At 62.5% G+C, this 26,014-nt stretch carries 21 protein-coding genes and 1 tRNA gene; 12 read left to right on the plus strand and 10 right to left on the minus strand.

The features are described 5' to 3' along the window. Positions 1 to 2 precede the first annotated feature (2 nt). On the plus strand, positions 3 to 1,103 hold the full coding sequence (ychF, locus tag J5M56_RS14615) for a redox-regulated ATPase YchF (protein ID WP_060477532.1): 1,101 nt from the start codon (positions 3 to 5) through the stop codon (positions 1,101 to 1,103). A gap of 64 nt (positions 1,104 to 1,167) precedes the next feature. Here ychF and J5M56_RS14620 read toward each other — a convergent pair whose 3' ends face one another. Both J5M56_RS14620 and ycaC read right to left on the minus strand, forming a co-directional pair. Then, positions 1,168 to 1,641: an OsmC family protein gene (locus tag J5M56_RS14620; protein ID WP_186478263.1), complete on the minus strand. Its 474-nt coding sequence runs from the start codon at positions 1,639 to 1,641 to the stop codon at positions 1,168 to 1,170. A gap of 99 nt (positions 1,642 to 1,740) precedes the next feature. Next, complete coding sequence (gene ycaC / locus J5M56_RS14625) at positions 1,741 to 2,361, minus strand: isochorismate family cysteine hydrolase YcaC (RefSeq protein WP_060477530.1); 621 nt, start codon at positions 2,359 to 2,361, stop codon at positions 1,741 to 1,743. Between the two features lie 209 nt (positions 2,362 to 2,570). On the opposite strand from ycaC, the gene J5M56_RS14630 reads away from it, so the two are divergent. From J5M56_RS14630 to J5M56_RS14640, 3 genes are all read left to right on the plus strand, one after another. Then, on the plus strand, positions 2,571 to 2,960 hold the full coding sequence (locus tag J5M56_RS14630; RefSeq protein ID WP_207937205.1) for a nuclear transport factor 2 family protein: 390 nt from the start codon (positions 2,571 to 2,573) through the stop codon (positions 2,958 to 2,960). A 93-nt stretch (positions 2,961 to 3,053) separates the two neighbouring features. Continuing rightward, the gene (locus J5M56_RS14635) at positions 3,054 to 4,553 is read left to right on the plus strand and encodes a cytosine permease (RefSeq protein ID WP_207937206.1); all 1,500 of its coding nucleotides are present in this window, start codon (positions 3,054 to 3,056) and stop codon (positions 4,551 to 4,553) included. A 13-nt stretch (positions 4,554 to 4,566) separates the two neighbouring features. Then, the gene (locus tag J5M56_RS14640) at positions 4,567 to 5,997 is read left to right on the plus strand and encodes an aldehyde dehydrogenase family protein (protein ID WP_207937207.1); all 1,431 of its coding nucleotides are present in this window, start codon (positions 4,567 to 4,569) and stop codon (positions 5,995 to 5,997) included. Positions 5,998 to 6,166: 169 nt separating this feature from the next. Here J5M56_RS14640 and J5M56_RS14645 read toward each other — a convergent pair whose 3' ends face one another. The 3 genes from J5M56_RS14645 to J5M56_RS14655 are packed head-to-tail and all read right to left on the minus strand — an operon-like array spanning position 6,167 to position 10,337. Continuing rightward, positions 6,167 to 8,569: a DUF3772 domain-containing protein gene (locus J5M56_RS14645; protein WP_207937208.1), complete on the minus strand. Its 2,403-nt coding sequence runs from the start codon at positions 8,567 to 8,569 to the stop codon at positions 6,167 to 6,169. Positions 8,570 to 8,625: 56 nt separating this feature from the next. Further along, complete coding sequence (gene ada, locus J5M56_RS14650; protein WP_207937209.1) at positions 8,626 to 9,678, minus strand: bifunctional DNA-binding transcriptional regulator/O6-methylguanine-DNA methyltransferase Ada; 1,053 nt, start codon at positions 9,676 to 9,678, stop codon at positions 8,626 to 8,628. 35 nt (positions 9,679 to 9,713) lie between these two features. Next, positions 9,714 to 10,337 carry a DNA-3-methyladenine glycosylase gene (locus J5M56_RS14655; RefSeq protein WP_207937210.1) on the minus strand — a complete coding sequence of 208 codons (624 nt, stop codon included), beginning with the start codon at positions 10,335 to 10,337 and terminating at the stop codon, positions 9,714 to 9,716. Between the two features lie 176 nt (positions 10,338 to 10,513). Here J5M56_RS14655 and J5M56_RS14660 point away from each other — a divergent pair, with 176 nt between their 5' ends. From J5M56_RS14660 to J5M56_RS14670, 3 genes are all read left to right on the plus strand, one after another. Next, positions 10,514 to 11,026 carry a sigma-70 family RNA polymerase sigma factor gene (locus tag J5M56_RS14660; RefSeq protein ID WP_207937211.1) on the plus strand — a complete coding sequence of 171 codons (513 nt, stop codon included), beginning with the start codon at positions 10,514 to 10,516 and terminating at the stop codon, positions 11,024 to 11,026. Further along, positions 11,016 to 11,969, plus strand: coding sequence for a FecR domain-containing protein (locus J5M56_RS14665; protein WP_207937212.1), 954 nt, complete (start codon positions 11,016 to 11,018; stop codon positions 11,967 to 11,969). The genes J5M56_RS14660 and J5M56_RS14665 overlap by 11 nt, the downstream gene beginning before the upstream one ends. A gap of 95 nt (positions 11,970 to 12,064) precedes the next feature. After that, the gene (locus J5M56_RS14670; protein ID WP_207937213.1) at positions 12,065 to 14,554 is read left to right on the plus strand and encodes a TonB-dependent receptor; all 2,490 of its coding nucleotides are present in this window, start codon (positions 12,065 to 12,067) and stop codon (positions 14,552 to 14,554) included. Positions 14,555 to 14,612: 58 nt separating this feature from the next. On the opposite strand, the gene J5M56_RS14675 is transcribed toward J5M56_RS14670, so the two are convergent. Then, a complete protein-coding gene (locus tag J5M56_RS14675) occupies positions 14,613 to 15,773 on the minus strand; it encodes an MFS transporter (protein ID WP_207937214.1) in 1,161 nt (386 codons plus the stop codon). 343 nt (positions 15,774 to 16,116) lie between these two features. Beyond that, positions 16,117 to 17,334: an MFS transporter gene (locus J5M56_RS14680; protein WP_207937215.1), complete on the minus strand. Its 1,218-nt coding sequence runs from the start codon at positions 17,332 to 17,334 to the stop codon at positions 16,117 to 16,119. A 252-nt stretch (positions 17,335 to 17,586) separates the two neighbouring features. Between J5M56_RS14680 and J5M56_RS14685 the strand changes: the two genes are divergently transcribed. Further along, positions 17,587 to 17,663, plus strand: a tRNA-Met gene (locus tag J5M56_RS14685). 128 nt (positions 17,664 to 17,791) lie between these two features. Here the strand turns inward: J5M56_RS14685 and J5M56_RS14690 are convergent. After that, positions 17,792 to 18,376, minus strand: a complete 585-nt coding sequence (locus tag J5M56_RS14690) for a D-Ala-D-Ala carboxypeptidase family metallohydrolase (RefSeq protein WP_207937216.1) — start codon at positions 18,374 to 18,376, stop codon at positions 17,792 to 17,794. A 67-nt stretch (positions 18,377 to 18,443) separates the two neighbouring features. Here J5M56_RS14690 and J5M56_RS14695 point away from each other — a divergent pair, with 67 nt between their 5' ends. Further along, positions 18,444 to 19,601, plus strand: coding sequence for a hypothetical protein (locus J5M56_RS14695; RefSeq protein ID WP_207937217.1), 1,158 nt, complete (start codon positions 18,444 to 18,446; stop codon positions 19,599 to 19,601). Between the two features lie 133 nt (positions 19,602 to 19,734). On the opposite strand, the gene rimI is transcribed toward J5M56_RS14695, so the two are convergent. Both rimI and J5M56_RS14705 read right to left on the minus strand, forming a co-directional pair. Next, positions 19,735 to 20,190, minus strand: coding sequence for a ribosomal protein S18-alanine N-acetyltransferase (gene rimI, locus J5M56_RS14700; protein ID WP_186478248.1), 456 nt, complete (start codon positions 20,188 to 20,190; stop codon positions 19,735 to 19,737). Beyond that, positions 20,187 to 20,975, minus strand: a complete 789-nt coding sequence (locus J5M56_RS14705; protein ID WP_186478247.1) for an energy transducer TonB — start codon at positions 20,973 to 20,975, stop codon at positions 20,187 to 20,189. Before J5M56_RS14705 ends, rimI begins: the two co-directional genes overlap by 4 nt. A 194-nt stretch (positions 20,976 to 21,169) precedes the next feature. Between J5M56_RS14705 and mksB the strand changes: the two genes are divergently transcribed. From mksB to mksF, 3 genes are read left to right on the plus strand one after another with little or no spacing between them, the layout of a single operon-like run. Next, the gene (mksB, locus tag J5M56_RS14710) at positions 21,170 to 22,447 is read left to right on the plus strand and encodes an Mks condensin complex protein MksB (protein WP_060477514.1); all 1,278 of its coding nucleotides are present in this window, start codon (positions 21,170 to 21,172) and stop codon (positions 22,445 to 22,447) included. Then, entirely contained in the window at positions 22,437 to 23,144 is a 708-nt protein-coding gene (mksE, locus tag J5M56_RS14715; protein WP_186478246.1) for an Mks condensin complex protein MksE, read from the plus strand. The genes mksB and mksE overlap by 11 nt, the downstream gene beginning before the upstream one ends. Continuing rightward, complete coding sequence (gene mksF / locus J5M56_RS14720; protein ID WP_207937218.1) at positions 23,141 to 25,972, plus strand: Mks condensin complex protein MksF; 2,832 nt, start codon at positions 23,141 to 23,143, stop codon at positions 25,970 to 25,972. The genes mksE and mksF overlap by 4 nt, the downstream gene beginning before the upstream one ends. Positions 25,973 to 26,014 lie beyond the last annotated feature (42 nt).

Raw genomic sequence — 26,014 nt, forward strand, 5'->3', positions numbered from 1 at the left:
CCATGGGTTTCAATTGCGGCATCGTCGGCCTGCCCAACGTCGGCAAGTCCACCCTGTTCAACGCCCTGACCAAGTCTGGCATCGCGGCGGAGAACTTCCCTTTCTGCACCATCGAGCCGAACAGCGGCATCGTGCCGATGCCCGATGCACGCCTGGCAGCCCTGGCGGAAATCGTCAAGCCCAACCGCATCCTGCCGACAACCATGGAGTTCGTCGACATCGCAGGCCTGGTGGCCGGGGCGTCGAAAGGTGAAGGCCTGGGCAACAAGTTCCTGGCCAACATCCGTGAGACCGATGCCATCGCCCATGTGGTGCGCTGCTTCGAAGATGAAAACGTGATCCACGTTTCCAATAGCGTCGACCCCAAGCGTGACATCGAGATCATCGACCTCGAACTGATCTTCGCCGACCTGGACAGCTGCGAAAAACAGCTGCAGAAAGTTGCCCGCAATGCCAAGGGCGGTGACAAGGATGCCCTGGCCCAGAAGGCGATCCTGGAGAAGCTCATCCCGCACTTCACCGAAGGCAAGCCTGCGCGCAGCCTGATGAAGAACATGGCTGATGATGAAAAGGCCCTGATCCGCGGCTTCCACCTGCTGACCAGCAAACCTGTGATGTACATCGCCAACGTGGCCGAAGACGGCTTCGAGAACAACCCGCACCTGGACGTGGTCAAGGCCATTGCCGAAGAAGAAGGCGCGGTCGTGGTGCCGGTGTGCAACAAGATCGAAGCGGAAATCGCCGAGCTGGACGACGGTGAAGAGAAAGATATGTTCCTCGAGGCCCTGGGCCTTGAAGAGCCTGGCCTGAACCGTGTAATCCGTGCCGGTTACGAGCTACTCAACCTGCAAACGTACTTCACTGCTGGCGTGCAGGAAGTGCGCGCGTGGACCGTGCGCGTCGGCGCCACCGCCCCGCAGGCCGCAGGGGTGATCCACACCGACTTCGAGAAAGGCTTCATCCGCGCCGAAGTGGTGGCCTACGACGACTTCATCCAGTTCAAGGGTGAAAGCGGCGCCAAGGAAGCCGGCAAATGGCGCCTTGAAGGCAAGGACTACATCGTCAAAGACGGTGACGTTATGCACTTCCGCTTCAACGTGTAACGCACAAAGCGCTGTGCAAGCCGAAAAAAACCCCTTGCTGCCCACGCCGCAAGGGGTTTTTTCTTTAGCCCTGGCGGTGGATAGCCGGTTCGCAGCGCACTGGAAAATTGACCGAATTGGCCAGGAAACACTCATGATGGGCAGTATCATGCAGCTGCCTTGCAAGGGTTACATCGGACTCTGCGCTGACCACGATCTGTGGACGCAGGACCACTTCAGTGAAATGCCCTTTACGATGAGCATCGCCTTCAACCATTCGCCCCTGAGCATTATCGACATACTCAAGCACATTCACCGCGTTGACTGCGCATAGGTGTAAGTACCAGAGCTTGTGACAGGCCGAAAGCGATGCGACAAGCATGTCCTCGGGGTTCCAGCGGCTGGCATCACCGCGAAAGGCCGGGTCTGCAGAGCCCTCAAGCACAGGTTTGCTCAGGGCTTGGGCGGTGAAATTGCGCTGATAGGAGGTATAGCTGGATGTGCCCTCACCCGTATTGCCCACCCAATCCACCGTCACCTGATAGGTATGTTCCTTCATACGTATTCCTCGATTGCGTTAAGGGCGTTGCACTCAGACTAATCGAGCACTGGACATGACAGCAAACCGCTTTGCTCGTCTGGCAACGCCCTTGCTACCCTACTTCGCCAGCTTGTCGTAACTGGTCATCAGATTGCGATAGTCGGGGATGTGATTGGAGAACAGCGTACCCAGCCCCTCGACATCGTTGCGCCAATCACGGTGCAGCTCGCAAGCCACGCCAAACCAGGTCATCAGCTGAGCACCGGCTGCCTCCATGCGCCGCCAGGCCGAGTCGCGGGTCAACTCGTTGAAAGTGCCAGAGGCGTCGGTCACCACGAATACCTCAAAGCCCTCCTCCAGGGCTGACAATGCCGGAAAGGCTACGCAGACTTCGGTGACTACCCCGGCGATCAGCAGCTGTTTCCTGCCAGTGGCCTTTACCGCCTTGACGAAGTCTTCGTTGTCCCAGGCGTTGATATTGCCAGGGCGGGCGATATAGGGGGCGTCAGGGAACTGCTCCTTGAGCTCCGGAACCAGCGGGCCGTTGGGGCCGGTTTCGAAACTGGTGGTCAGGATGGTCGGCAGCTTGAAGTACTTGGCCAGGTCAGAGAGCGCCAGCACGTTGTTCTTGAACCGGTCGGGGTCGATATCGCGTACCAGCGATAACAGGCCCGTTTGGTGGTCGACCAAAAGAACGGCGGCATCATTCTTGTCCAGACGCTTGTATTGGAACGCCATGACGCATCTCCTACTCGCAAAGGGTGGGAGTGTGAGCGTAGGCAAGGATCAGGGTCGCGTAGAACCGTCAGTCGGATGGGCAGGCTAGGGCCTTACGGCCATCACTTCACAGATTTCTGAAGTGATTATTTTTCCTTAGCGATTTTTCCCCTTCTGCGTCGCCACCAGAATCGCTTCACCACAATCACAATAATCGTGAGGCCACTGTCGTGGACCAGACCGCTCAAGTACGCAAAGCCGCCGCCGACCTGATCGCAGCCTTCGCCAGCAACGACAGCGCACGCTATTTCGCCTGTTTCAGCGAAGACGCCACTTTCCTGTTCCACACCTTGCCCCACCCGCTGCTCTCGCGCCGTGAATACCAAGCTCTCTGGGCCCAATGGCAGGCCGAGGGTTTTGCCGTGCTCGGCTGTGAGTCGAGCAACGTGCAGGTGAGCCTGCAAGGGCAAGTAGCCATCTTCATGCATGACGTGGCTACGCATATCAGCCTTGCCGGCGAAGAACACCAACTGGCCGAACGCGAAACCATCGTGTTTCGCCGCCAGGGCGATCATTGGCTGGCGTGCCACGAGCACTTGTCGGTCGTGACTGCAGCCTGATCCAACTTACGCGGCCTTGCCGCACTGCCATCGCACCCACAATAGGGCCCGCGCACAGCTGCGGGCCTACAACAACCGCGCTGGAGCATCACCATGAGCCACTCGACCGGTATCGAGACCAATGGCGTCGAACAGATCCCCGACGATCAACGCGACGCTTGCCCGCTAGACCTGTTCCGCCTGATCTTCGGCGGTGCCAATACCTTCGCCACTGCCGTATTGGGCAGCTTCCCAGTGCTGTTCGGGCTATCGTTCCAGGCCGGCGTCTGGGCAATTCTGCTCGGCGTTGGCGTTGGCGCACTGATCCTCGCCCCCATGGGCCTGTTCGGTGCGCTCAACGGTACCAACAACGCGGTGTCATCGGGCGCACACTTTGGTGTGCACGGGCGCATCGTTGGCTCGTTCCTGTCGCTGCTCACCGCTGTGGCGTTCTTTTCACTGTCGGTGTGGAGCTCAGGTGATGCCCTGGTCGGCGGCGCCAAGCGCCTGGCCGGGCTGCCGGAAACCGACCTGACCTTGGGCCTGGCCTACGGCCTGTTCGCGGTGCTGGTGCTGGTTGTGTGCATCTTTGGTTTTCGCTTCATGCTGTGGGTCAACAAGATCGCCGTCTGGGCGTCGAGCCTGCTGTTTCTGCTGGGCATATTCGCCTTTGCCGGCCCATTCGATGCGGGCTTTGCCGGTAGCGTCAACCTAAGCCAGCCGGGCTTTTGGGCAGCTTTCGTCGGTGCCGCGATCCTGGCAATGAGCAATCCGGTGTCGTTCGGTGCCTTCCTCGGCGACTGGTCGCGCTACATTCCACGGCAAACCCCTAAGTCGCGCATCATGCTGGCGGTGATTGCAGCACAGGTCGCAACGCTGATCCCATTCTTGTTCGGCCTGTGCACCGCCACCCTGGTGGCCACCCAAGCGCCCGATTACATCGCTGCCAACAACTACGTCGGCGGCCTGCTGGCGGTGGCGCCGAGCTGGTTCTTCCTGCCGGTGTGCCTGATTGCCGTGATCGGCGGCATGTCCACCGGCACCACCGCGCTATATGGCACCGGGCTGGACATGTCCAGCGTGTTCCCGCGCCGGCTCAGCCGCGCTGGCGCTACTTTGCTGATCGGTGTACTGGCGATCGGCTTCATCTTCATCGGCCGCTTCACCTTCAACCTGGTGCAGAGCGTGTCTACCTTCGCCGTCCTGATCATCACCTGCACCAGCCCCTGGATGGTGATCATGATCCTCGGCCTGATTACCCGGCGCGGTTTTTACCATGCCGACGACCTGCAGGTGTTTACCCGCGGCCAGCGTGGTGGGCACTACTGGTTCCTGCACGGCTGGAACTGGCGTGGCATGGGCGCGTGGATCCCCAGCGCGGTGGTCGGGTTGTGCTTCGTCAACCTGCCAGGGCAATTCGTCGGCCCCTTGGGCAACCTGGCCGGGGGCATCGACCTGAGCCTGCCGGTAACTTTGGGCCTGGCCGGCGTACTTTACCTGCTGCTGCTCAACCTGTTCCCTGAACCTGCTGGCGTGTATGGCCCAAAAGGCCCGCGCTGGGTGCGCTGCAAAAGCGCCGAGCATCCTCCTGTAACCGCTGCCGAAACAGCCTGACTGGATTATCTGCATGAATACTTCCCACTACATTGGCGGGCGCTGGGTCGAAGGCCAGGGCAGCGACTGCATTAACGTCAACGAGCCTGCACTGGGCTTGCCGTTCGCCGAACTGATGGCTGCCAGCGTGGCCCAGGTCGACCAGGCTGTGAGCGCTGCGCGCCAGGCCCTGACGACCTGGAAACGGGTCTGTAGCCAAGCGCGTGCCGCCTACCTGCGCGGTTTTGCCGAACAGCTCGGCCAGCGCCGCGAGGAATTGATCGCGCTGCAGATGCGCAACAATGGCAAACCACGCCATGAGGCCGAGATCGACTTGGACGACGCGATCGCCACCTTCGCTTACTACGCCGACCTGGCCGAGCAACTGCCATCGAAAAACCGCGAGGTGCCGTTGGCTGCGCCCGGTTTCACGGCGCGCACCCGCCTGGAGCCGGTAGGCGTCGTCGGCCTGATCGTGCCATGGAACTTCCCCCTGGTGACCAGCGCCTGGAAGCTTGCGCCAGCCCTGGCCGCCGGTTGCACCGTGGTGCTCAAACCCTCGGAAGTGACGCCGCTCATCGAGCTGGCTTACGGCCAGATTGCCGATAGCCTGGGCCTGCCGGCCGGTGTACTGAACATCGTCAATGGCAAGGCTGAAACAGGCGCCGCGTTGAGCAACCACAACGGTTTGGACAAACTCTCGTTCACCGGCAGCAACAGCGTCGGTAGCCTGGTGATGCGCAGTGCCTCGGCCCAATGCCGACCGGTGACCCTGGAGCTGGGTGGCAAATCGGCGATCGTGGTGTTCGACGACTGCGACCCGGACCAGGCAGTGCAATGGATCGTCGCCGGTATCACCTGGAACGCCGGCCAGATGTGTTCGGCCACTTCGCGCCTGCTGGTGCAGGAGGGCATTGCCGATACGCTGCTACCGCGTCTGCAGGCGGCGCTGCAAAAGCTGCGGGTGGGAAACCCCTTGGCCGAAGACGTCGATATGGGGCCGCTGACCAGCCAGGCACAATGGCTGAAGGTTGCCAGCTACTTCGCCACCGCCCGTGAAGAAGGCTTGCATTGCCTGGCAGGTGGACAGGCGCTGGACCGCGAAGGCTGGTTCGTGAGCCCGACACTGTATACCGACGTGCCCAAGGATAGCCGCCTCTGGACCGAGGAAATCTTCGGCCCGGTACTCTGCGCGCGCCGCTTCGCCACTGAGGAACAGGCGATTGCCGAGGCCAACGACAGCCGTTTCGGGCTGGTTGCCACGGTGTGCTGCGCCGACCTGGCACGCGCCGAACGTGTCGCCGACGCCCTGGAAGTCGGGCATGTGTGGATCAACTCGATACAGGCAGTGTTCGTGGAGACGTCTTGGGGCGGCACCAAGGGCAGCGGAATTGGTCGCGAGCTGGGGCCCTGGGGGTTGTCGGCTTATCAGTCGGTGAAGCATGTGACCCGCTGTTTGGGGTGATGGGCCAGAGGTGTCCACCACGACGCCTTCACCGCCTTCAAGGCCAGGCGTCGACTAGGACGCATCAGCCTCAGCGCCTGACCAGGCGCTGAGGCGAACACCTGTTGGCCTCAACGACGTTGGGCTATAAAGACATTCGCGTTACGAACGGCCCTCAGCGGCAAAATGCTCACGAAGGCTCATCGCCCCCCCGCGTGCCTTCCTGCAGCAGCACCATGCTCTGGGGCGACGACAGGGCGATCCCCTCTTCGCGCAAGCGGCCCAGAATGGTGAACAGTAAATCGCTGCGAGTGCCCGATACCTGCCGCGGCCCCGCCACAAAGCCACTCACACCAATGACCATGCCCGTTGAAGTCAGCTCCTTGAAACTGACCGAACTGGCCGGCGCGTCAAGGATCGCTTCATGCTCCTGATAGGCCGCCAGCAGCAGTTCGCGCACGCGGTTGGCATCGGTATCCAGCGGCAACGTCAGCGTGATACCCACCACGCCCAGGGCATTGCCCATGGTCACGTTCCGCACATTCTGCGAAATGAACTGCGAGTTGGGCACAATCACCGTTGAGCGGTCGGACATCTGGATTTCAGTTGCACGCACGTTGATCCGGCGGATATCCCCCTCGACCCCTGCCAGGCTCACCCAATCGCCCACCTTCACCGGGCGCTCGGTCAGCAGGATCAGGCCGGAGATGAAGTTCTGCACGATCTGCTGCAAACCGAAACCGATGCCCACCGACAGCGCACTGACGACCCACGTCAGGCTGGTCAGGTTGATATGCAGGGTCGACATCACCAACATGGCCAGGAACAGGAAACCGAGGTACCCCACGAGGGTCACCAGCGAGGCCCGCATACCTGCATCCATGTCGGTTTCCGGCAGCAACCGCTCGCTGAGCCAGCGCTTGAGCACCCGTATGGCCAACCAGCCACCCACAAAGATCAACAACGCCAGCACTATGTCCTGCGGCACGATGTTGAGGTTGCCGAGCAGCTTGCCGCCGGTGCCGTCCCAATCACCCAGGCTCAGCAGCAACTCGCCGGGGCTCGTGCCCGATGGCATCAACGCCAGCAGGATGGCCATGAGCAGCAGCACCGTGCGGCTGATACCCACCAGCACGGTGCTGGCCTGCGCCTGGTGGCGCGGTGCCAAGCCCAGGCTCGCGGCCAGCGTCAGCCCCCCTGGCTGGCGAGGCGAGAGCAGGATTTCACACAGGTCGCTAAAGAAGGTGGTGAGCAGGTAGGCGCACACCCCGACCACACTGATCCACAGCAGCTTGCCGGTGAGGAAGTAAGCCAACGTCAGGTAGCCGGCCAGCAGGCTCAGCACGATCAAACCGACCCACACCACGATCACGAACGGGATCAAGCCAGCCAACCCTGCCGGGCGGGGCAGTTGATGCTCACGCAACGTGCGGCGGTATCGCACCAGGGCAAACGAGAAAATCGCCGCCACCACCAACGCCGTCAGGCCATTGGTGGCCACGGTCAGCGCCAGGCTCGTGCCGATCACACTGTTGATGCGCTCGATGGTCAGCATCACCATCAGCGCCAATGCCAGCAGCTTGGGGAACCAGCCCAGGGCCACAGCCACTTCGTCGTGGATTGCTGGCAGGCGCCAGGACGGGCGCTGCAGCATCAGCATGGCGCGGCCCAGTCCGCTGATGAAGGCGCTGAACACCACTAGTGTCAGGAAATGGTTGGTCAGGCTGGCAACGTCGGAGCCCAGTTCTGCACTGCTCTCAAGGCCCCAGCGCAGCAGCGATACCGACCCTGCGATGGTGGCCAGGGTGGCCAGGCTGACGCTCAGGGCCAATGCGCTGCGGCGCAGGCGCCCCTCGGGTAGCCAGCGCACCATGGCAGCGGCCAACATGCGCTCGATCACCCGCCGCAGCCAGATCCAGACCAGGAACGCGGCTGCCACAGTGGCGATGAAGAACCAGCGATGATCGGCGCTGAAGGCACTGTTCAAGGCAGCCCCAGCTTCACTGCGCAGGTCACGCAGGCGAGCGACATCATCATCGGTGGGGCGGATCAGGCTCGACCAGAATGCGGGGCTCAACGGACTGGCGGCACGGCTGAGGATCTGCGAGTTGAACTGGCTGCGGCGCAGGTTGACGATCTGTGTCGACAGGTCGCGGGCCGACTGGGTCAACTTGGCGGCCTGGTCCTGTTCGGCCACCAGCGCCTTTTTCTCGGCATCAAGCTGCCTACGCTGCTGGGTGATGCTCGGCGCTTCGTCCGGCTGCACCGGCCCCAGCACATTGAGCTTATCGTCCAGTTTGGCCACATCGGCGGCGCGCAAGGTGCTCAAGGCATCAGCCTGGCGCTGCACCTGCACGGTCGCCAAGCGCAACTGCGAGAGCACATCGTCGTTGGCGTTGCTGGTGACCCCCTGGCGGATCAGGTCGAGCCGGTCACTGAGTTGTTCATAGCTGGCGGTTTCATCCAGCGCTGGCAAATCGCCGGCCGCAAGGTTCGATGCGGGTGCCACGGGCGCCGACCAGGCCGGCTGCGCCACTACCAACATCAAGGCCAAGAAGGCCAGACAAAAACGGGCAAGGCAAACGCGCCTCATCGAATGTTCCTCTTCACACATCGATATGGCGGTGGATTCTACCCGCCTTGGTGCCTTCAGGTGAGTGCCGTTTCTCGTGCCAGCAGCTGCCGTTTGCGCTCTACCCCCCAGCGATAGCCGCTGATATCGCCGTCACGGCGCACCACCCTATGGCAAGGGATGGCCACCGCAATGCGATTGGCGCCACAGGCCTTGGCTACCGCCCGCACCGCTTTTGGTGCACCGATGCGTTCAGCGATATCGCTGTAGCTGACCTGGCTGCCCACGGGCACCTCGCGCAGCGCCTGCCAGACCCGCTCCTGGAAGGCGGTACCCTGCACGTCCAACGGCAGGTTCAACCCCAGTGCTGGCGCCTCGACGAACCCGACCACTTCGGCGACCAGCCGCTCATAACTGGCATCGCCCCCAATCAAACGAGCCTTGGGAAACTGATCCTGCAGCTGCTCGAGCAAAACCTCGGGATCATCGCCCAGCGCGATCGCGCAGATACCCTTTTCGCTTTGCGCTACCAAGATTGCGCCCAGAGAACACTCGCCGATGGCGAAATGGACGGTCGCACCCACGCCGCCAGCCCGGTAGTCGCGGGGTTGCATGCCCAGGCGCTGGGGGGCGCTCTGATAGAAACGGCTGTTGGAGTTGTAGCCCGCGTCGTAGATGGCATCGGTTACCGACCCATCCCCATCGCCCAGCCGCTCGCGCAGGCGCCGGGCGCGAAAGGCGCTGGCGTATGCCTTGGGCGTGAGGCCGGTTGCGGCTTTGAACAAGCGGTGCAGGTGGAATGGGCTGACAGCAAGTTGCGCGCCGAGTTGGTCGAGCGTCGGCGGGCTGTCGCTGCGTTCGAGCAAGCGACAGGCGCGGGCCACCAAGTCTGCGCGCCGAGAAGCGTTCGGCTGGGCCATGCAGCGGCGGCACGGGCGGTAGCCTGCGGCTTCGGCACTGCTGGAGTCGTTGAAGAACTCGACATTCTCGCGTTTGGCCATGCGCGCCTTGCAGCCGGGCTGGCAGTACACACCGGTGGTGCGCACCGCGTAGACGAAATGCCCGGCGCCAGAGGCATCGCGGGCTTCGACGGCTTGCCAGCGTTGAAGGTCGGTTGTGAAAGCATTCATCGCGGTTAACCTCGACAGTCGGTTCGGTCGGTGGCTCACGCCCGCCACAGGTACCAGGCGGCAACGGTACGGTACGGGCTCCAGGCACCGCCAAGCGAGCGCATCTGGGCTGGCGTCGGCGCCTTGTCCAGCCCCTTGAGCCGACGGTAGCCCTCGCGCACACCAAAATCGTCCACCGGCAGAATATCCGAACGCTCCAGGCAGTAGATCAGCAGCATTTCCACCGTCCAGCGGCCCACGCCACGTAACGTCACCAGGCGCGCTATCAGCGCATCATCGGATAGCTCTTGTGCCTCATCGCGGCTTGGCACGATGCCCTGCAGGCTGGCTTGCGCAATACCCTGGAGGGTGGCCAGCTTACTCGCCGAAAAGCCACACCCACGCAGTGCCTCGGGACTGAGCGCCAACAGTTGTGCGGGCGCTGGAAACGGCTGCCCGGGGAACAGAGCCAGCAACCGGCCAAGTATCGCCTCCGCTGCTCGCGCATGGAGCTGTTGATAGGCGATGGCGCGTACCAGCGCTTCGTAAGGCTCGCGCTCTGGGGTGGCCCGATGCAGGCATGGCCCGGTAGCCTGGATATGCCGTGCCCAGTCAGGATCCAGTGAAGCCAGGTAGTGCGTGGCTGCGCGGTACGCGTCAGGGGAAAGGTCGGCAAGCATCTAGCAACGCTCCTTCAGCTTCAGGCCGGTCCAGCATAACGCAGCCACTCATCGGGCAAACGCCGGATCTTGCTCAGGTAATTCCAGAAACGCCATTGCTCAGTGCCAGCATCCCCGCATAGAATTGAGAACCATTCACAAACGCACATGATCCACAAAACCGGGCCTTCGCTACGATGCAGATCAACGACACGCTCAAACCGGCCGAGGTCGCTCTGCTCTATCAGTCGCATCACGCCTGGTTGCGTGGCTGGCTGCGCAGCCGGGTCGGCTGCCAGGAGCATGCGGCGGACCTGGCACAAGATACCTTCGTGCGCTTGCTACGCGCGCGCCAGGTATCACCGCTCAAAGAGCCCCGCGCCTACCTGAGCAGCATTGCCCGTGGCCTGATGATCGACCAGTTCCGCCGCCGTGCGCTGGAGCGGGCCTATCAGGAAAGCCTGGCACTGCTGCCTGAGGGCGAGGCGCCCAGCGAGGAGCACCGACGCATCATCCTCGATACCCTCGAACGCTTGGACCGTGCCTTGCAACAGCTCAAGCCGCGTACCCGACAGGCCTTTTTGCTGGCCCAGCTAGAGGGTTTGAGCATCCCCAAGATCGCGCTGCGCCTGGCGGTTTCGCGAGCCACCGTCGAGCGCGACTTGGCCAAGGCGCTGGGCGTTTGCTACCGGCTACGTTATGCCGAGTGAGCCAGCACCGCCACAGGCACAGGTCGACCAGGCCATCGCGTGGCTGGTGAAACTGCGCTTCGATACGCCAAGCCCTGAAACGCACCGTGCGTTCGAGCAATGGTTGGGCGAGCATCCGCACAATGCCCAGGCCTGGTTGCGGGTCAGCAACCTGAGCGATGAACTGGCTGAGCTGCCGAACGCACTGAGCCGCAACACCCTGGAGGGTAGCCGGCGCCTGCAGATCCGCCGCCGTGACCAGCTCAAGCTGCTGGCGGTGCTAGCAGTCGGTGGCAGCCTCGGTTGGGCCGCCCGCGAGCCCCTGGGCCTGCCAGCCCTGATGGCAGACAACCGCACAGCCACTGGCGAACGCCGCCGCATCCAGGGCAGTGATGGCAGCCTTATTCAACTCAACACTGCCAGTGCCATCGATCTGCACTACAGCGCCGACTACCGTGAGCTGACGCTGCTGCGTGGCGAGGTCAGCCTGGACAGCAACGCCAGCGACGACCGGCCTTATCGCATCAACACGCGCATCGGCGCGTTGGGCACCCGCGATGGGCAATTACTCCTGCGTGAAAACGATCGGGGGGTGTTGCTGGCGGTGCGCCGCGGCACCGTCACGCTATTGCCGAACACCAGCGCTGCCAAGCAGCTGCAGGCTGGCGAAGTGTTGCAAGTGCTGGCCAGCGGCGCCTACTCCCCCGCCCACTGGCATGGCGACCCGTGGGGCTGGACCGATGGCGTGCTCAGCGTGCAGCAGATGCCACTGGGTGAATTCATCGCCGAGCTGGCGCGCTACCGCCCAGGCGTGCTGCGTTGCGCTCCAGAGGTGGCGGGGCTGAGGGTGTCGGGTACCTATCAATTAGGCGACACGCTGCGGATCCTCCAACTGTTGGGGCGCAGCCTGCCGGTGCGCATCGACTTGCGTACGCGTTACTGGGTGAGCGTCGCCGCCGTTTGAATATTTCTAGAAATAAATGAGGTGGAATCTCATTCTCGTTCGGCCTGAAGGGAATAAAGCCCCAACAGCGGTCTACCAACCTTCAGGAGCGCTCCATGATCCACCCCAGTTTTCCCCGCAATGTGCGGCTGAGCCAAGCTGTGCGCGCTGGCGTGTTCGGCCTTGGCTTGGGCTGCGGCCTGGCTGCTCCGGCAGTGGCCCTGGCGGCGCCTTCGAGCCATAGCCAGCCGCGCGACTGGCACATTGCACCCGGCCCACTGGCAGCGGCACTGGACCAACTGGCCCGCCAAGGCGGGCTGAACCTCTCGTACGATGCCAGCAGCCTGCAAGGCAAGGCCACACAGGGTGTGCAGGGTCGTCATGATGGCGCTCAAGCGCTGTCGATTCTGTTGCAGGGCAGCGATGTTCAGGTGCAACAAGAGGGTGACGGCAGCTTTGTGCTGACCCCGACAATGGCTGCCGACGGCGCGCTGCAACTGGGAGCCACCAGCATTTCCAGCGCTCGGCTGGGCGAAACGACCGAGCGCAGCGGCTCATACACCACTGGCGCTGTCACCATCGGCAAGACCGCGCAAAGCCTGCGGCAAACGCCACAGTCGGTCACCGTGATCACGCGCCAGCGCCTCGATGACCAGCACATCACCAACCTCACCCATTTGCTGGAGCAGACCCCAGGCGTGGTCGTGAACCTGACCGACAGCGAGCGGGTACAGTACTATTCGCGCGGCTACGCAATCGATGCCATCCAGTATGACGGTGCCACGGTGGTACAGGGCAGTGGTGGCGGCTCGTTCATTCAAAGCGACTCAGCCATCATCGACCGGGCCGAGATCCTGCGCGGCGCCACTGGCATGATTCGCGGTGCCGGCAACCCTTCGGGCACTGTCAACCTGGTGCGCAAGCGCCCCACCTACCAATACCAGGGCGAAGGCAGCGTCACCTTGGGCTCGTGGGATGCCCAGCGTTACGTGGCAGACCTCTCCGGCCCGCTGACCGAGACCGGCAATGTGCGTGGCCGAGTGATCGCCGTGCACGATGACAAGGACCACTTCCAGGCAGCACGCCAGGAGCGCAAGGAGGTGCTGTACGGCGTGCTGGCTTTCGACCTCAATGACAGCACCACCCTGACCACCGGCCTTGAATGGACCAAGCTCGATGCCACCGGGGCCTGGGGCAACCTACCTGCTGACTATGACGGCTCGCCGCTACCGCTGGGCCGCAGCACTTACCTGGGCGCCGACTGGAACCGTTGGAACCGCAGCAACCTGCAGACCTTCGCAGAACTCGAGCACCGCTTCGACAACGACTGGAAGCTCAAGCTGATGGCCCAGCGCACCCACTTCGAGCTGGCCGACAACGGCTTCAAGCAAACCTACCTCAGCCGCGCCACCGGTTCTGCCAACCCGACCAACAACCCTTACCTGATGAACTACCAGGTTACTGAAGGCGATGGCGGTGAAAGCCTGCAAAACAACCTGAGCGCGACCCTCAACGGGCCGTTCGACCTACTCGGCCGGACCCATGACCTGATGCTGGGCGTGGAGCGTATCCGCAACGACTCATACGCCTCGGCGACCAATTATGTGCAGTCGGGCGTATTCGACATCCGCCAATGGCACCCGAAAACTAGCCTGGCCAACCCCGATATCGACATACTCGCCCACCCGGTACGCACCCGCACAACCCAGCAAGGCGCCTACGCCACCTGGCGGATTTCGCTGGCCGACCCGCTGACGGCGATCATCGGTGCACGCAGCAACTGGTATGACTACGAGCAAGAGAACAACACCAGTAGCAATGGCAGCTTCAGCGTCGACAACAAGATCGTGCCCTACGCCGCGCTGATTTATGACCTGAACGATAACTTCAGCACCTACGCCAGCTATACCGAAATCTTCAACCCGCAAACCTCCACCGATATCAACGGCTCGGTGCTCGAACCGGTCGAAGGTCAAGCCTACGAAACCGGCATCAAGGGCGAGTTCTACGACGGGCGCCTGAACGCATCGCTCGCGTTGTTTCGCATCTATCAAGTGGGTAACGCGATCGACGACATCGCCAGCGGCCAGCCGTGTGGGGTCAATACCGGCTACTGCAAGATCGCCGCAGGCAAGAACCGTAGCCAAGGCTTCGAACTGGAGATTTCCGGCGAGGTGCTGCCAGGCTGGAACGTCGCCGGTGGCTACACCTACAACACCACCGAGTACCTGAACGACCCGACCAACCAGGGCAATGCCATCCGCACCACTGACCCCAAACGCCTGCTCAAGCTATTCACCAGCTACCGGCTGCCGGGTCAACTCGATGCCTGGACCGTTGGCGGTGGCGTGCAGGCACAGAGTGCGATCTATTCAAAGGCGGCCAGCAACGCACGCGGCGTCAACCCCGGCGCCGAGGCTAGCCAGGCGGGTTACGCGGTGTACAACGCCATGGTCAACTACCGCTTCAACGAGCACTACTCGGTGCAGCTCAATGCCAACAACATCTTCGATAAAAAGTACTACCGCCAGGTAGCGCCGACGCCAACCGGGTATTACTGGGGAGACCCGCGCAATGTCTCGGTAACGCTGCGCGGGACATTCTGATTAGCGACGTGGGCCCCGATCCACCCGCGAACAGGCCGGCCCTGGCCACCCGCCAAACTCAATCGGCCAGCGCTCGCATTTCGCCTGCCCGGCGCCAGGACTGCCGGGCAAAGCACACGAACAACCCTGCCATCAGCGCCAGCGCCATAGGCAGACCATGGGGTGCGACACCCATCGCCGCCCCGCTCACCAGCGGCCCGACTAGGCTGCCGACGCCCCACAACAGGCCCACGCTGGCATTGGCCGTGACCAGGTCCTGGCCCTTGAAGCGCTGGCCGATCAGCACCAGCGCCAAAGTGTAGATACCACCGGCCACCGCGCCCAGCAGCACCAGCATTGGCCACAGCAGCCAGGTCACCTGCAGCAGCCACGGCAAGGCGATGCCGATGGCCATCGCCACCAGCCCGCACAGTAAATGCAGCCCCGTGCGCTCTACGCGGTCGGCCAACCAGCCCAACGGCAGCTGGAACACCATGTCTGCGGCGAACACCACCGTTACCATCAGTGCTGCCACAGCCACGGCAAAGCCATGACTGGTGGCATACACCGGCAGCAGCGACAGCACCACGGCATCGAAGAACGAAAAAAACAGCACCGCTACGCACAACGCTGGCGCCACGCGGAAGAAGCCCATCAGGCCGAAGCTTTTCTCGTCATCATCGCCATGCTCGACGTGGTCGTTGGGTACTGTCAGCACGATACATAGCAAAGCCAGGCCGTAACCTAGGGTGACCACACCGATGATCCAAGGGCTATCGGCGCCAAGCAGCGCGATCAGTGCAGGGCCAAGGACCTGGAAGCCCGTGAAACTGGTGGCGTAAAGGGCCATGATCTTGCCACGGTTGTGATCCGGGCACAGTTCGTTGACCCAGGACTCCCCGAGGATGATCGCAATGCCCATGCCGATGCCCAGCCCCAGACGCAGCAGGGCCAGCAGCCACAGCGAATCGAAGGCCGAATCGAGCAACGCGACGCTTACCGTGCAAAGGCTAAAGCACAACAGGTAGATAGTGCGCCGGGTCAGGTGCCGGCAGCAGGCATCGACCAAGAACGCCGAAAACATCATGCCTGCGGCCGGAATGGCCGAGATGATGCCGATTTCAAGGGTGCCAGCACCGGCTTCGTGCAAGCGCAACGACACCAGCGGCAGGCTGGCTCCCAGGCTGAAGCCCACCACCGACACGGCGAACAGAAGGCCCGCCAGCAAACGCATGTTCATGTACCACTCCAGGCAAAACCGAAAAGACGTGCAGATACAGGCGCCCCAACGCGCACCGGGACGGCACCGGGACGGTGAACGGGGCAAGGGCGCAGGGTCAGATCAGGGCTGGGTGTGGCGAGAAGGTGAAGGCGAACAGCACGCTGCGGCGACGCTTGAGCACCGTATCGCTCGGCCACGCACGACGCATGGCCTCAAGCGCAGGCTGGCGAGCGTGTGGGAGGGATTGGCTACGGCGCATTGCGATGGCTACTACGCAGGTGGGTGAAATGAAAGACGGCACTCTAGGCCAAGGCAGGCAGAGCCGTCAATCGCCTGGGGCCTCAGCGAGGCCCCAGCTAACTCAACGCTTGCTGGTAGACGGCAGGAACACTGCCAGCAGGCCGAACAACGGCAGGTACGAGCACAAGCCATACACGTATTCGATCCCGCGCCAATCGGCCAGGTAGCCCAGCAGCGCGGCACCGATACCGCCAAAGCCGAACATCAGCCCGAAGAACACCCCGGCAATCATGCCCACACTGCCCGGCACCAGTTCCTGGGCATAGACCACGATGGCCGAGAACGCCGATGCGAGGATGAAACCGATCAACACGCTCAGTACCGTAGTCCAGAACAAGTCGGCATACGGCAGCACCAGGGTGAACGGCGCCACGCCCAGGATCGAGAACCAGATCACCGCTTTGCGCCCGATTCGGTCACCGATCGGCCCGCCGAAGAACGTACCTGCGGCTACAGCGCCGAGGAAAAGGAATAGATGCAACTGCGAGCTTGCCACCGAAAGGTCGAACTTTTCGATCAGGTAGAAGGTGAAATAGCTGGTGAAGCTGGCCATGTAGAAGTACTTGGAAAACACCAGTAACCCCAGCACGATCAGCGCCGCAACTACTCGCCCACGGGAAATGCCATGGCTGGCCTGCACTGTTTTGCGGGCCTTGGACTGGTTCAAGTGTTCCATGTACCAACGGCGCAGCATCAGGGTCACGGCGAAGAAAAACAGTGCTGCCACGCCGAACCAGGCTACGTGGGTCTGGCCGAAGGGAATGACGATGGCCGCTGCCAGCAGCGGGCCAAAGGCAGAGCCGGTGTTGCCGCCTACCTGGAAGGTCGATTGTGCCAAGCCAAAACGGCCACCTGAAGCCAGCCTGGCGATACGTGACGTTTCCGGATGGAAGGTGGAAGACCCGATACCGACCAGCGCCGATGCCAGCAGAATCATCGGGAAGCTGCCAACGAACGCCAGCATGACGATGCCGACCAAGGTGCACAGGGTGCCCAGCGGCAGCAAGTTGGGCGTAGGCCTGCGGTCGGTGAAGAAACCCACCCACGGCTGCAATAGCGAAGCTGTGATCTGGAAGGTCAAGGTGATCATGCCAATCTGCGCAAAACTCAGATCGTAGTTGGCCTTGAGCATCGGATAGATCGCTGGCAGCACTGACTGGATAAGGTCATTGATCAGGTGCGCCAGCGCGCAGAAACCGATGATACGCATCACCAGTGGATTGGCCGGGTTCGCCGAACCCGTGCCAGCGCTGGCATTTGAGGTGCTGCTGGTAGCCATGAGCGGTCATTCCGTGGGCAGGTTCAAAGCCTGATTATCCGGAATCGAATAGATACATAGCTACCTTTTTATCCAGGCGCTAGCCACGCATTCAAACCACAACGCCCCTACAACAGCCTCCGCGTAACGGTTGGCACGGTGGCGATTCATTCACAAGAATCGGATGCGGACGCTAAGTTTTTGAAAGCGTGCAATTTTTTTTCGAAATGAGTGTTGACACGAGGCCGGCACACGGGAATAATGCGCCCCATCGGCTACATAGCTCAGTTGGTTAGAGCATAGCATTCATAATGCTGGGGTCCGGGGTTCAAGTCCCTGTGTAGCCACCAAACAAGTCAAAGGGCTTACCGCAAGGTAGGCCCTTTTTCTTTGCCTGTCGAAAAGCTCAAGGCAAGCTAGGCTGCTCCGGCCAGGCGCCGGTGAACCCGTTGTACCCACTGGGCGGCGCCCCCTCCCCTTACCTGGGCTTGCTGCAAAATGACGAACCCGCGCTGCCATCACCGCCCCACGTGCGGTAGCCGGCAGTATCGATGTGGATACGTCCACTCGGGTAGCGTCCCAACCCCATGTTCCAGGCTTGGCCATGTTGCTGCCAGAAGCGGCAAAGCGGATTGGGGTCGGCCCATGCCGGCAGCAGGACATCCACCGCGAAGGCACGGGTATGGGCGCTGCCCACAGCCCCACCAGCGCAGCGATTGAGCCCAGGATCACGGTAGGCCGAAACCACCTCGAATGGGCCCAGCACCTTTTGATCGCCCAGGGCCTGAAGCAGCGACAGCGTGGAACGCACAGCTGGCCAGTTACTTACCGGGGGCACCGCGAAGGGCGAGGCTCGGCACAGTTTCCAGTCCGAGGCCGAGCGCAGCAGTTGGTGAATGGGCACTACGCCGTAGAGGCGAGCGTTCACCAGCATCTCGCGAAACGGCCGGGTCTGATGGTCACCTGCCCACTGCGCGAACATCCAAACATCGCGCTCGTCAGCCAGCGCCAAGGCGCTCGACAGCACACTTGCAGCCATTACCAGCGCGCTCGCTCTTCTCATTTCCAGGCTCCCTGCAGCAGTATGAGCACCGCCGCCCATTCGGGCGGCCACTGACAAGGAGTTAAGCATGCACAAGATTGCCTTATCGAGCCTCGCCGCCCTCGCCTTCAGCGGCCTGGCCCTGGCCGATGCACAGATAGACCTGGGCGATACCCAGCGCGCCACCCGCCTGTTTGCCTACCCCAACAACTGCCATGTGATCTGTTACCGGGATTGGACGCTGGAACAGACCGTGGAGCATTACTTGACCCAGAGCGTCCGTCGCGACGGCTATGCCAATGCCAACGTGCAAGTCACCCGCGACAACAACCACCTGTATGCCAACATCAGCGACGTGCCCAGCGACTATGCCGAGCCGCTGCGCAAGCTGCTGGACAGTGGCGAGCTGGCCTATGACGGGGCCACTCGACTGAACAAGGACGGTAAATGGTCCTATGACTGGTACCTGTTCCTACCATTGGGGATGGCACTGCAGAACCGCCGCAGCATCGAACTGTTGCACTTCCCGCCCGATTATTCGCTGACCCAAGCCCAAGATTACCTGCGCTCCAATACCACTGACCGCTGGGCCCAATTGCTGACCTTCAACGGCGTGGACGCCAGCCAGACCCCGGCCTACCAGACCATCATCGACATCGCCCCCATTGCCGCGCCCGCCAGCGCGGGTGATGCCCTGACAGGCACCTACGGCTACTTCAAGGATTATCAGCTGCGCATGGTCCGCGAGATGACCGTGCAAAGCGCCGCCAACCCGCTGCCAATGGTCGCCTTCGGCGCACCGGTGCGTAGCTGGATCCAGCAGCAATACGGCCCCCAGGTGGGTGTGCTGGGGCTGGTCAGCATCAGCCCGCAGGACGGGGCCAAGGTGCCGGTACTGGGCGCCAACCACCCGAGCGCGATCTGGTACGCGGCGAACAAGGACAGCCATGGCGGCAACCAGGATGCGGCTGATGCCGCCGGTTTGAAGATGATGGGCCAGGATTTGACGGCCGCCTGCTGGCAGGCAGGGATGGGGCGCAACCTTCAGGCCGAACCGAAGATGACCCTTGATGCCTGCTCGAACAAATGGCAGGTGACCCAGAAAAAACAGACGTGTGAACTGTTCTTCCGCACGGTGCGCAACTACACGCCAGAGCAGGCGGCAGCGAAGTGCAACACCGGGGAAATGACCAGAAGCCTGCGCGACCTGAGCAAGCCGGTCGATGTCTTGCCGCAGGAGCTTTGATCGACGCATCGGCCCCTTCGCGGGTAAACCCACAAGGACTGCATTGGCTTCAAAGCTGCTGCAGGCCTTGTGGGTAGGCTGGCGCAGGCCCTATAGGTGCGAGTGTACCCGCGAAAAAGCCTCGAAGGCCTGCTCAGTCTTCGAGCAAGGTACAGGCCATCACCAGCGCATCCTCACGCCCACCGGCAATCGGGTAGTAGTCACGGCGCCGGCCAATCTCGTTGAAACCATACCGCTCATACAGGCGGTAGGCCGACTGATTACTGGCCCGTACCTCGAGGAAGCACTCACGCCCATTGAGCTGATAAGCCCGGGACATGAGATGCTCGAGCAGCCTCAGCCCAAGACCGCAGCCTTGGTTCTCGGGCTTCACGGTGATATTGAGCAGGTGCGCCTCATCGATGATCACGTTGATCACGCCATGCCCAACCTGCTGTTGCCCGACGAACATCAGCCAAATTTCGTAGGATTTGAGTGCATCGAGGAAGATGCCCCGCGTCCAGGGGTGGCTGAATGCGGCATATTCGATCTTCAGCACGGCATCCAGATCCGCCTCGGTCATCGGGCGGAAGCTGATCGAGTCACTCATTCAACGCTCTTCCAGCGCGCCATCAGCTGGCGCATCGCTTGCCAGACGTCCGCCTTGCGCTGCGGCTCGTCCATCAACAGTTCAAGGCCCGGCAAAGCCCAGGCATCGCCCAGGCCGTCGACCTTCATGACTTGGTAATAACCTTCGGCGTCTGCGTTGGCGGCATAGCGCATCGCCGGCAAGCCGACCAGCCACAACAGGCTGCATGCGGACTCTTCCAGGCGCGCCTGAATGAAGCCCTGCACGAAATCACGTGCAGCATCCGGGCCCTGGTCCATGTTGCCCCGCACCAGGAGCGGCCAACGTACCGGCTCGCCGATGATCTGCGGAGCATCGGGCAAGCCGGCAGCGCGAAGCATGTCCTTGAGCAGCAGATAGGACGGGTCGCGGCTCTGAAACGGCTGCCCGGTGGCCAGCTCGACCAGCAGCAGGCAACTGCCAGCGCGCAACAGCTGCAACGCAAAACGCGGCGGCGCTACCTGCACCGGCCGCGGTGCAGAGGCCTGCGGCTGCGCATCGGTTGGTTTGGCAAGCACTTTCGGCGTGCTGGCAGGGCGCGGGATTTCGATTTTCGGGCGCTCCCCGGAGCGTGCCTGGGGCGCGCTCGGCGCCGGGTTGGCCGCGGCGATGCTGGGCGGCACTTGGACATCGGCTTGCTCGATTGGCGCTTGCGGCAGCAGCAGTTCAGGGCGCGACGGTGCGGCGAACGGCAGTTCAGCGCGCGGCAGCCAATGCACCACCTGCATGGCGGAAAGGTAGGCGCGGCGGCGAGGTTCGGTCAGCAAGGCTCGAAGGTCCGGGGCGGAGGTTGGAGGGCATTCTAACGTGTACGCCCCGGTTTTTGCAGGGCCTGTCCGACCGAGCGCCCAGCTACTACAAATCTCAGGCCAAACACCCCTCATTACAGACCAAGGGGTGAAATCATCCCCCCCGTATGCAGTACAATCGCCCCCTTTTACTTGGCAACGAGTAGACGCCAATGATCGAACCCAAGCGCGTCTTGCGCGCCCTAGCCGAACACTGGGCCCTGATAGAGCCGCTGTGCGAGCGTTTCGACCAGGGCACCCTGAGCCTGGTGGAACTGCGCCAGCAATTGGGCCGCCAGCAAGTCGAAAGCACGCCGCAGGACATTACCCAGCTGCTCGACGTATGGATCCGCCTGGATATCCTGGTGCCGGTGGCCAAGAGCCCGAACCGATTCGAGCTCAACGCCCAGATTCACGACTTCCTCGCTTACTTGCGCCGCGAGCACCGGCTGGGCCTGTGCCTTGAGATCGAAGCCTACCTGCGCCACCTGGAGCGCCTGGCCGGGCACATCCAGGATGCCTTCGACAACCGCGACAGCGACGACCTGGCCCGGCAGCTGCGCTTGCTCGACATGCGCGTGCGCGACGTGCTGAAAAAACTCGATAACGACGAGCAGGCCCTGGTCGCCGTGGCCGAACGGGCCAAGACCAGCAACCGCCAGATCCCGCTGCGCCAGCGTTACGCAGAAGTGCTGGCGACCTGGGACGAGTACGTCGAGCCAATGATTCAGCTGGTGAACGCCGACGGCGCCTTCGAGCAAGGCGTGCGCAAGGTCGAAACCGTACTGCTGAAGCTGCTTGGCGAGCAGGCGCGCCTTGGCCACCTGGTCGACGACGACATGCTGCTGCGCACCCACGCACGTATCCTGGAAATGCAGACCAGCGCTCAGCTGACGCTGCGCCACGCCCGCGAACTGCTGCTGCCGCTGCGTGAAGAAGCGCGCCGGCACAACGCCGTGACCCGTGGCGCCGCCCTGGCGCTGTCGGTGATCCGGCGCAAGGGCCTCGATGCCTTGCCGCAAGCAGCCATGCCGTTGTTCACCCGCCCGCAAAGCACCTTCCTGGGCAGTGCCAGCCAGGTCGAGGCCTACGTCTATGCCCTGGCTCGCTTCGAGCCCAAGCCGGCCAAGTTCCCCAAGGCGCACAAGACCCAGAAAGGCCCGCTACCCCGCGCGCCGCGCACGGTCAAAGAGATGCTCGAACGCTGCGAAGATGCCCTGCCGCTGCCAGACCTGATGGTCTGGCTGCTTGAGCAGGAGCCAGAAGGCGCCACCGACGAGCTGCTGTACTGGTTCTCGCGCCTCTCGCGGGAAAAGCGCTTCAAGCGCGAACGCCTGGAACGGCGCGAATACACCACCCAAGAACACCTGGTCAGCTTGCGCTCGTTCGCCCTGACGTCCAGCCGCGAAGCGCAACCTGAAACCAACGCGAGCCCAGCCAATGCATCTTGATCTTTCCGAACTGTCCCAGCTCGCGCCGATCTTCCGCGAGCTGTTCAAGGGCTTCCACGTCAGCCGCCGCGACCCTGAAATGTACGCCCAGCTGTCGAATTTCCAGGACCAGTACCGCACCCTGTTCAAGGCCCTGGGCTTTGAGCTGGTGTGCGACACCCGCGGGTTCTACTATTTCGTGCCCGAGCAGGCCGCCGCGCAGGTCAACAAGACCGCCCAGCGCCTGTCGCTGTTCACCTTCATCCTGGTCGAACACCTTGCCGACCAGGGCCGTGACCCGATGGCCGTGCTCGACGGCGGCAGCATAGGCCGCGACGAGCTGCCCTCGCTGCTGGACAAATACCGCGACCTGTTCCTGCAGGCCGAAGTGCAAACCGTCGAGGAGCTGGAAGAAAAGATCATGCGCCGCATGACTCAGCTCGGCTTCGCCCATGAAGAAGGCGGCATCTACCGCTTCCTGCCGCCGATGCATCGCTTCCTCGACGTGTGCCTGTCGGTACAGCAGGACCGCGACCTGGCGGCCAGCCTGCACAGCGACCTGCCCTTGCCAACCCCGGTACTGGTGGAGGAGGAAAGCCCGGAACAACTCAACCGTACCGACGACCCGCTCGACCTTGCGCCGTTCGACGACCAGGAAAGCGAAGAGGACGCCCTGGCCCGGGCCATCCGCGAAGAGCAACAGGAGATTGACGCATGAGCCAGGAACGCTACGGCATTAGCCGCTTTGCATTGCTCAACACCGCAGGCTACAGCCTGGGCCTGTTCCCGCTGGAGCACCCGCTGTCGGTATACGGCGCCAACAACCTGGGTAAATCGGCGTCGATCAACGCCCTGCAGTTCCCGATCCTGGCGCGCATGTCAGACATGAGCTTCGGCAAATACAGCCTCGAGCAGTCACGCCGCTTCTACTTCGCCAGCGATACCTCGTACATCCTCTGCGAACTGAACCTGCCCCACGGGCCACACGTGGTCGGCGTGGTCGGCCGGGGCCCTGGCGGTGGTTTCGGTCACCAGTTCTTCGCCTACAAGGGCGAACTGGACCTGGCCCATTACCAGCAAAACGACACCTGCCTGCGGCAGAAAGAGCTGTTCACCAACCTCGAGCGCCTGGGCCTGAAGGCCTATGAGCTCAAACCTGATGAGCTGCGCCGGCTGCTGGTCGGCGGTCACACCTCGTGCCCGCTGGATTTGACCCTGATCCCACTGCGCTCCACCAGCGAACAGAGCCTGAAAACCTTCCGCGCACTGTTCATCAACCTGCTGCACATGCGCGAGATCACTGCCGCCAAGCTCAAGCAGCTGTTCCTCGACGCCTTCGAGCACAGCCTGCGCTCGGGCAGCGTCGACTACATCGCTGCCTGTGAAGAAGCCTTCCGCGACGTGCGCCGCATGGAGCAGGACTACAACGCCCTGGTCGCCGCCGGCCCACTGGTCGAAGCCCTGGCCGGCGGAGTGGCTCAGCGCGACATCCTGCGCGGCAAGCTGCACCGCCTTTCGCCGCTGCTCGACAACCTGCTGGGCACTTGGCAGGAATACGCCATGGCGCGCAAGGAAGAGCTGGTGATCCAGGCCGAGCACTACCGCAGCGAGCAAGACCGCCTGCAGAACGACCAACGCGGTGGTACTCAGGAGCTGATGCGTCTGGAGCGTGAAATTACCGGTATCCAGCGCTGGCTTGGCGAACTGTCGGTGCTCAAGCACCGTTTCGCGCTGGTCAACGATGTCAAAGTGCTGGAGCAGCAACTGCTGGCCGCCAAGGACGCCCACGACGAACTGGCCGGTGCTCTGGCGCAGTCGCGCCAGTTCAGCGCCGAAGACCTCGACGAACGCGTGCGTGACCTGGAAAAACGCCTGAAGCAGGTCAAGCAGCAGCTCGACCATGCAGACAACAACAGCTACGCACGCCTGCGTGAAGAATTCTCGCAGCAGGACGTCGACCGCCTTATGCGCCTGTTCAACGGCGCGCTGTTCAGCCTGCCACTGGGCGAGCGCGGCATAGAGCTCGACGACAGCGACCTGTGGGTGAAATCCCTGGAAGCTGTGCTCGACGGCTTCAAGGGCGAGCGTTTCGAGGCCCCAGGCCTGTCGATCGACCTTTCCCATATCGACCCACCGGCGTTGCAGGCTCTTGCCGATCGTGCGGCCCTGCGCGACCAGAAGGAACGCCTGGAGAAGGAGCTCAAGCAGCTCAAGACCCAACAACAGGTCGCCGCCGACCGCACCGCCTCCAAAGCTCAGGCCCAAGCGCTGTATCAGGATGTGCTGGATGCCCAGAAGGCCTTGGAAGACTACCGTCGCAGCGAAACCCTTAGCGCCGAAGAGCCAGAAAAAATGGAGCAACTGGCGCAGATGGAGGCTGCCCAGGAAGAGCTCAAGCGCTCCAGCGACGCCTTCACCGAGCGCGTCCAGCAACTGTCGGCCAAGCTGCAGTTGGTGGGCCGCCAGATCGGCGACCTGGAGTCCAAGCAGCGCACCCTCGAAGACGCCCTGCGCCGCCGCCAACTGCTACCGGCCGACCTGCCCTTTGGCACGCCTTACATGGAAGCGGTCGACGACTCCATGGACAACCTGCTGCCGATGCTCAACGACTACCAGGACAGCTGGCAGGCTTTGCAACGGGTCGACAACCAGATCGAGGCGCTTTACGCCCAGGTGCGCCTCAAGGGCGTGGCCAAGTTCGACAGCGAAGACGACATGGAGCGCCGCCTGCAACTGCTGGTCAATGCCTATGCGCACCGCACCGATGAGGCGCTGACCCTGGCCAAGGCGCGCCGCGCCGCCGTCACCGATATCGCCCGGACCCTGCGCAACATCCGCAGCGACTACGACAGCCTCGAACACCAGCTGGCCCTGTTCAACCGCGAGATCAACAAACGTCAGGTGTCCAACCTGGAAAGCTTCCGTGTGGTGCTGGCGCCGAACAAGGAAGCGCTCAAGCACATCGACCAGATCATTCACAGTGCCGGCCAGTACGAGGAAGGCGAGACCCTTTCGGTGTTCGACCTGACCCAAAGCGCCGAACAGGACAACCGCAACGAAGAAGCCAAGGAATACCTGGCGCGCCTGGTAGCGGCCAACCACAATCAGCTGGGCTTGAAGGACCTGTTCGAGCTGGCGTTCGAAATCACCAAGGTCAACGGCCAGCCGATCATCCACGCCGACATCGACGGCGCGGCGTCCAATGGCACCACCATGACCATCAAGGCGCTGACCAACATGTACCTGTTGCTGCACCTGATGGACCGCGACCTGGCCGGGCGCATTCGCTTGCCGTACTACCTTGACGAAGCGGCGGACATCGACGAACGCAACCAGGCGGCGCTGCTTGAAACCAGCCTGCAACTGGGCTTCGTGCCGATTCTGGCGAGCGTCAAGCCGCAGGTGTCGGCACACGTGGCGATCGACCTGGAAGGTGGCAGCGGGCCGAATGGCATCTACATCGACGAGGCGGACTGGAAGTACATCAGCCGGCTGGATGAAGTTAAGGCGATCGTGCGCGAGGATCAGGCCGAAGCGTTGGCCTGAGATTGAAGTATGGGCCGCCCTGCGGCCCATTCGCGGGTGAAC

It is taken from the genome of Pseudomonas sp. 51_B, from assembly GCF_017491595.1.
GTDB classification, from domain to species: Bacteria; Pseudomonadota; Gammaproteobacteria; order Pseudomonadales; family Pseudomonadaceae; genus Aquipseudomonas; species Aquipseudomonas promysalinigenes.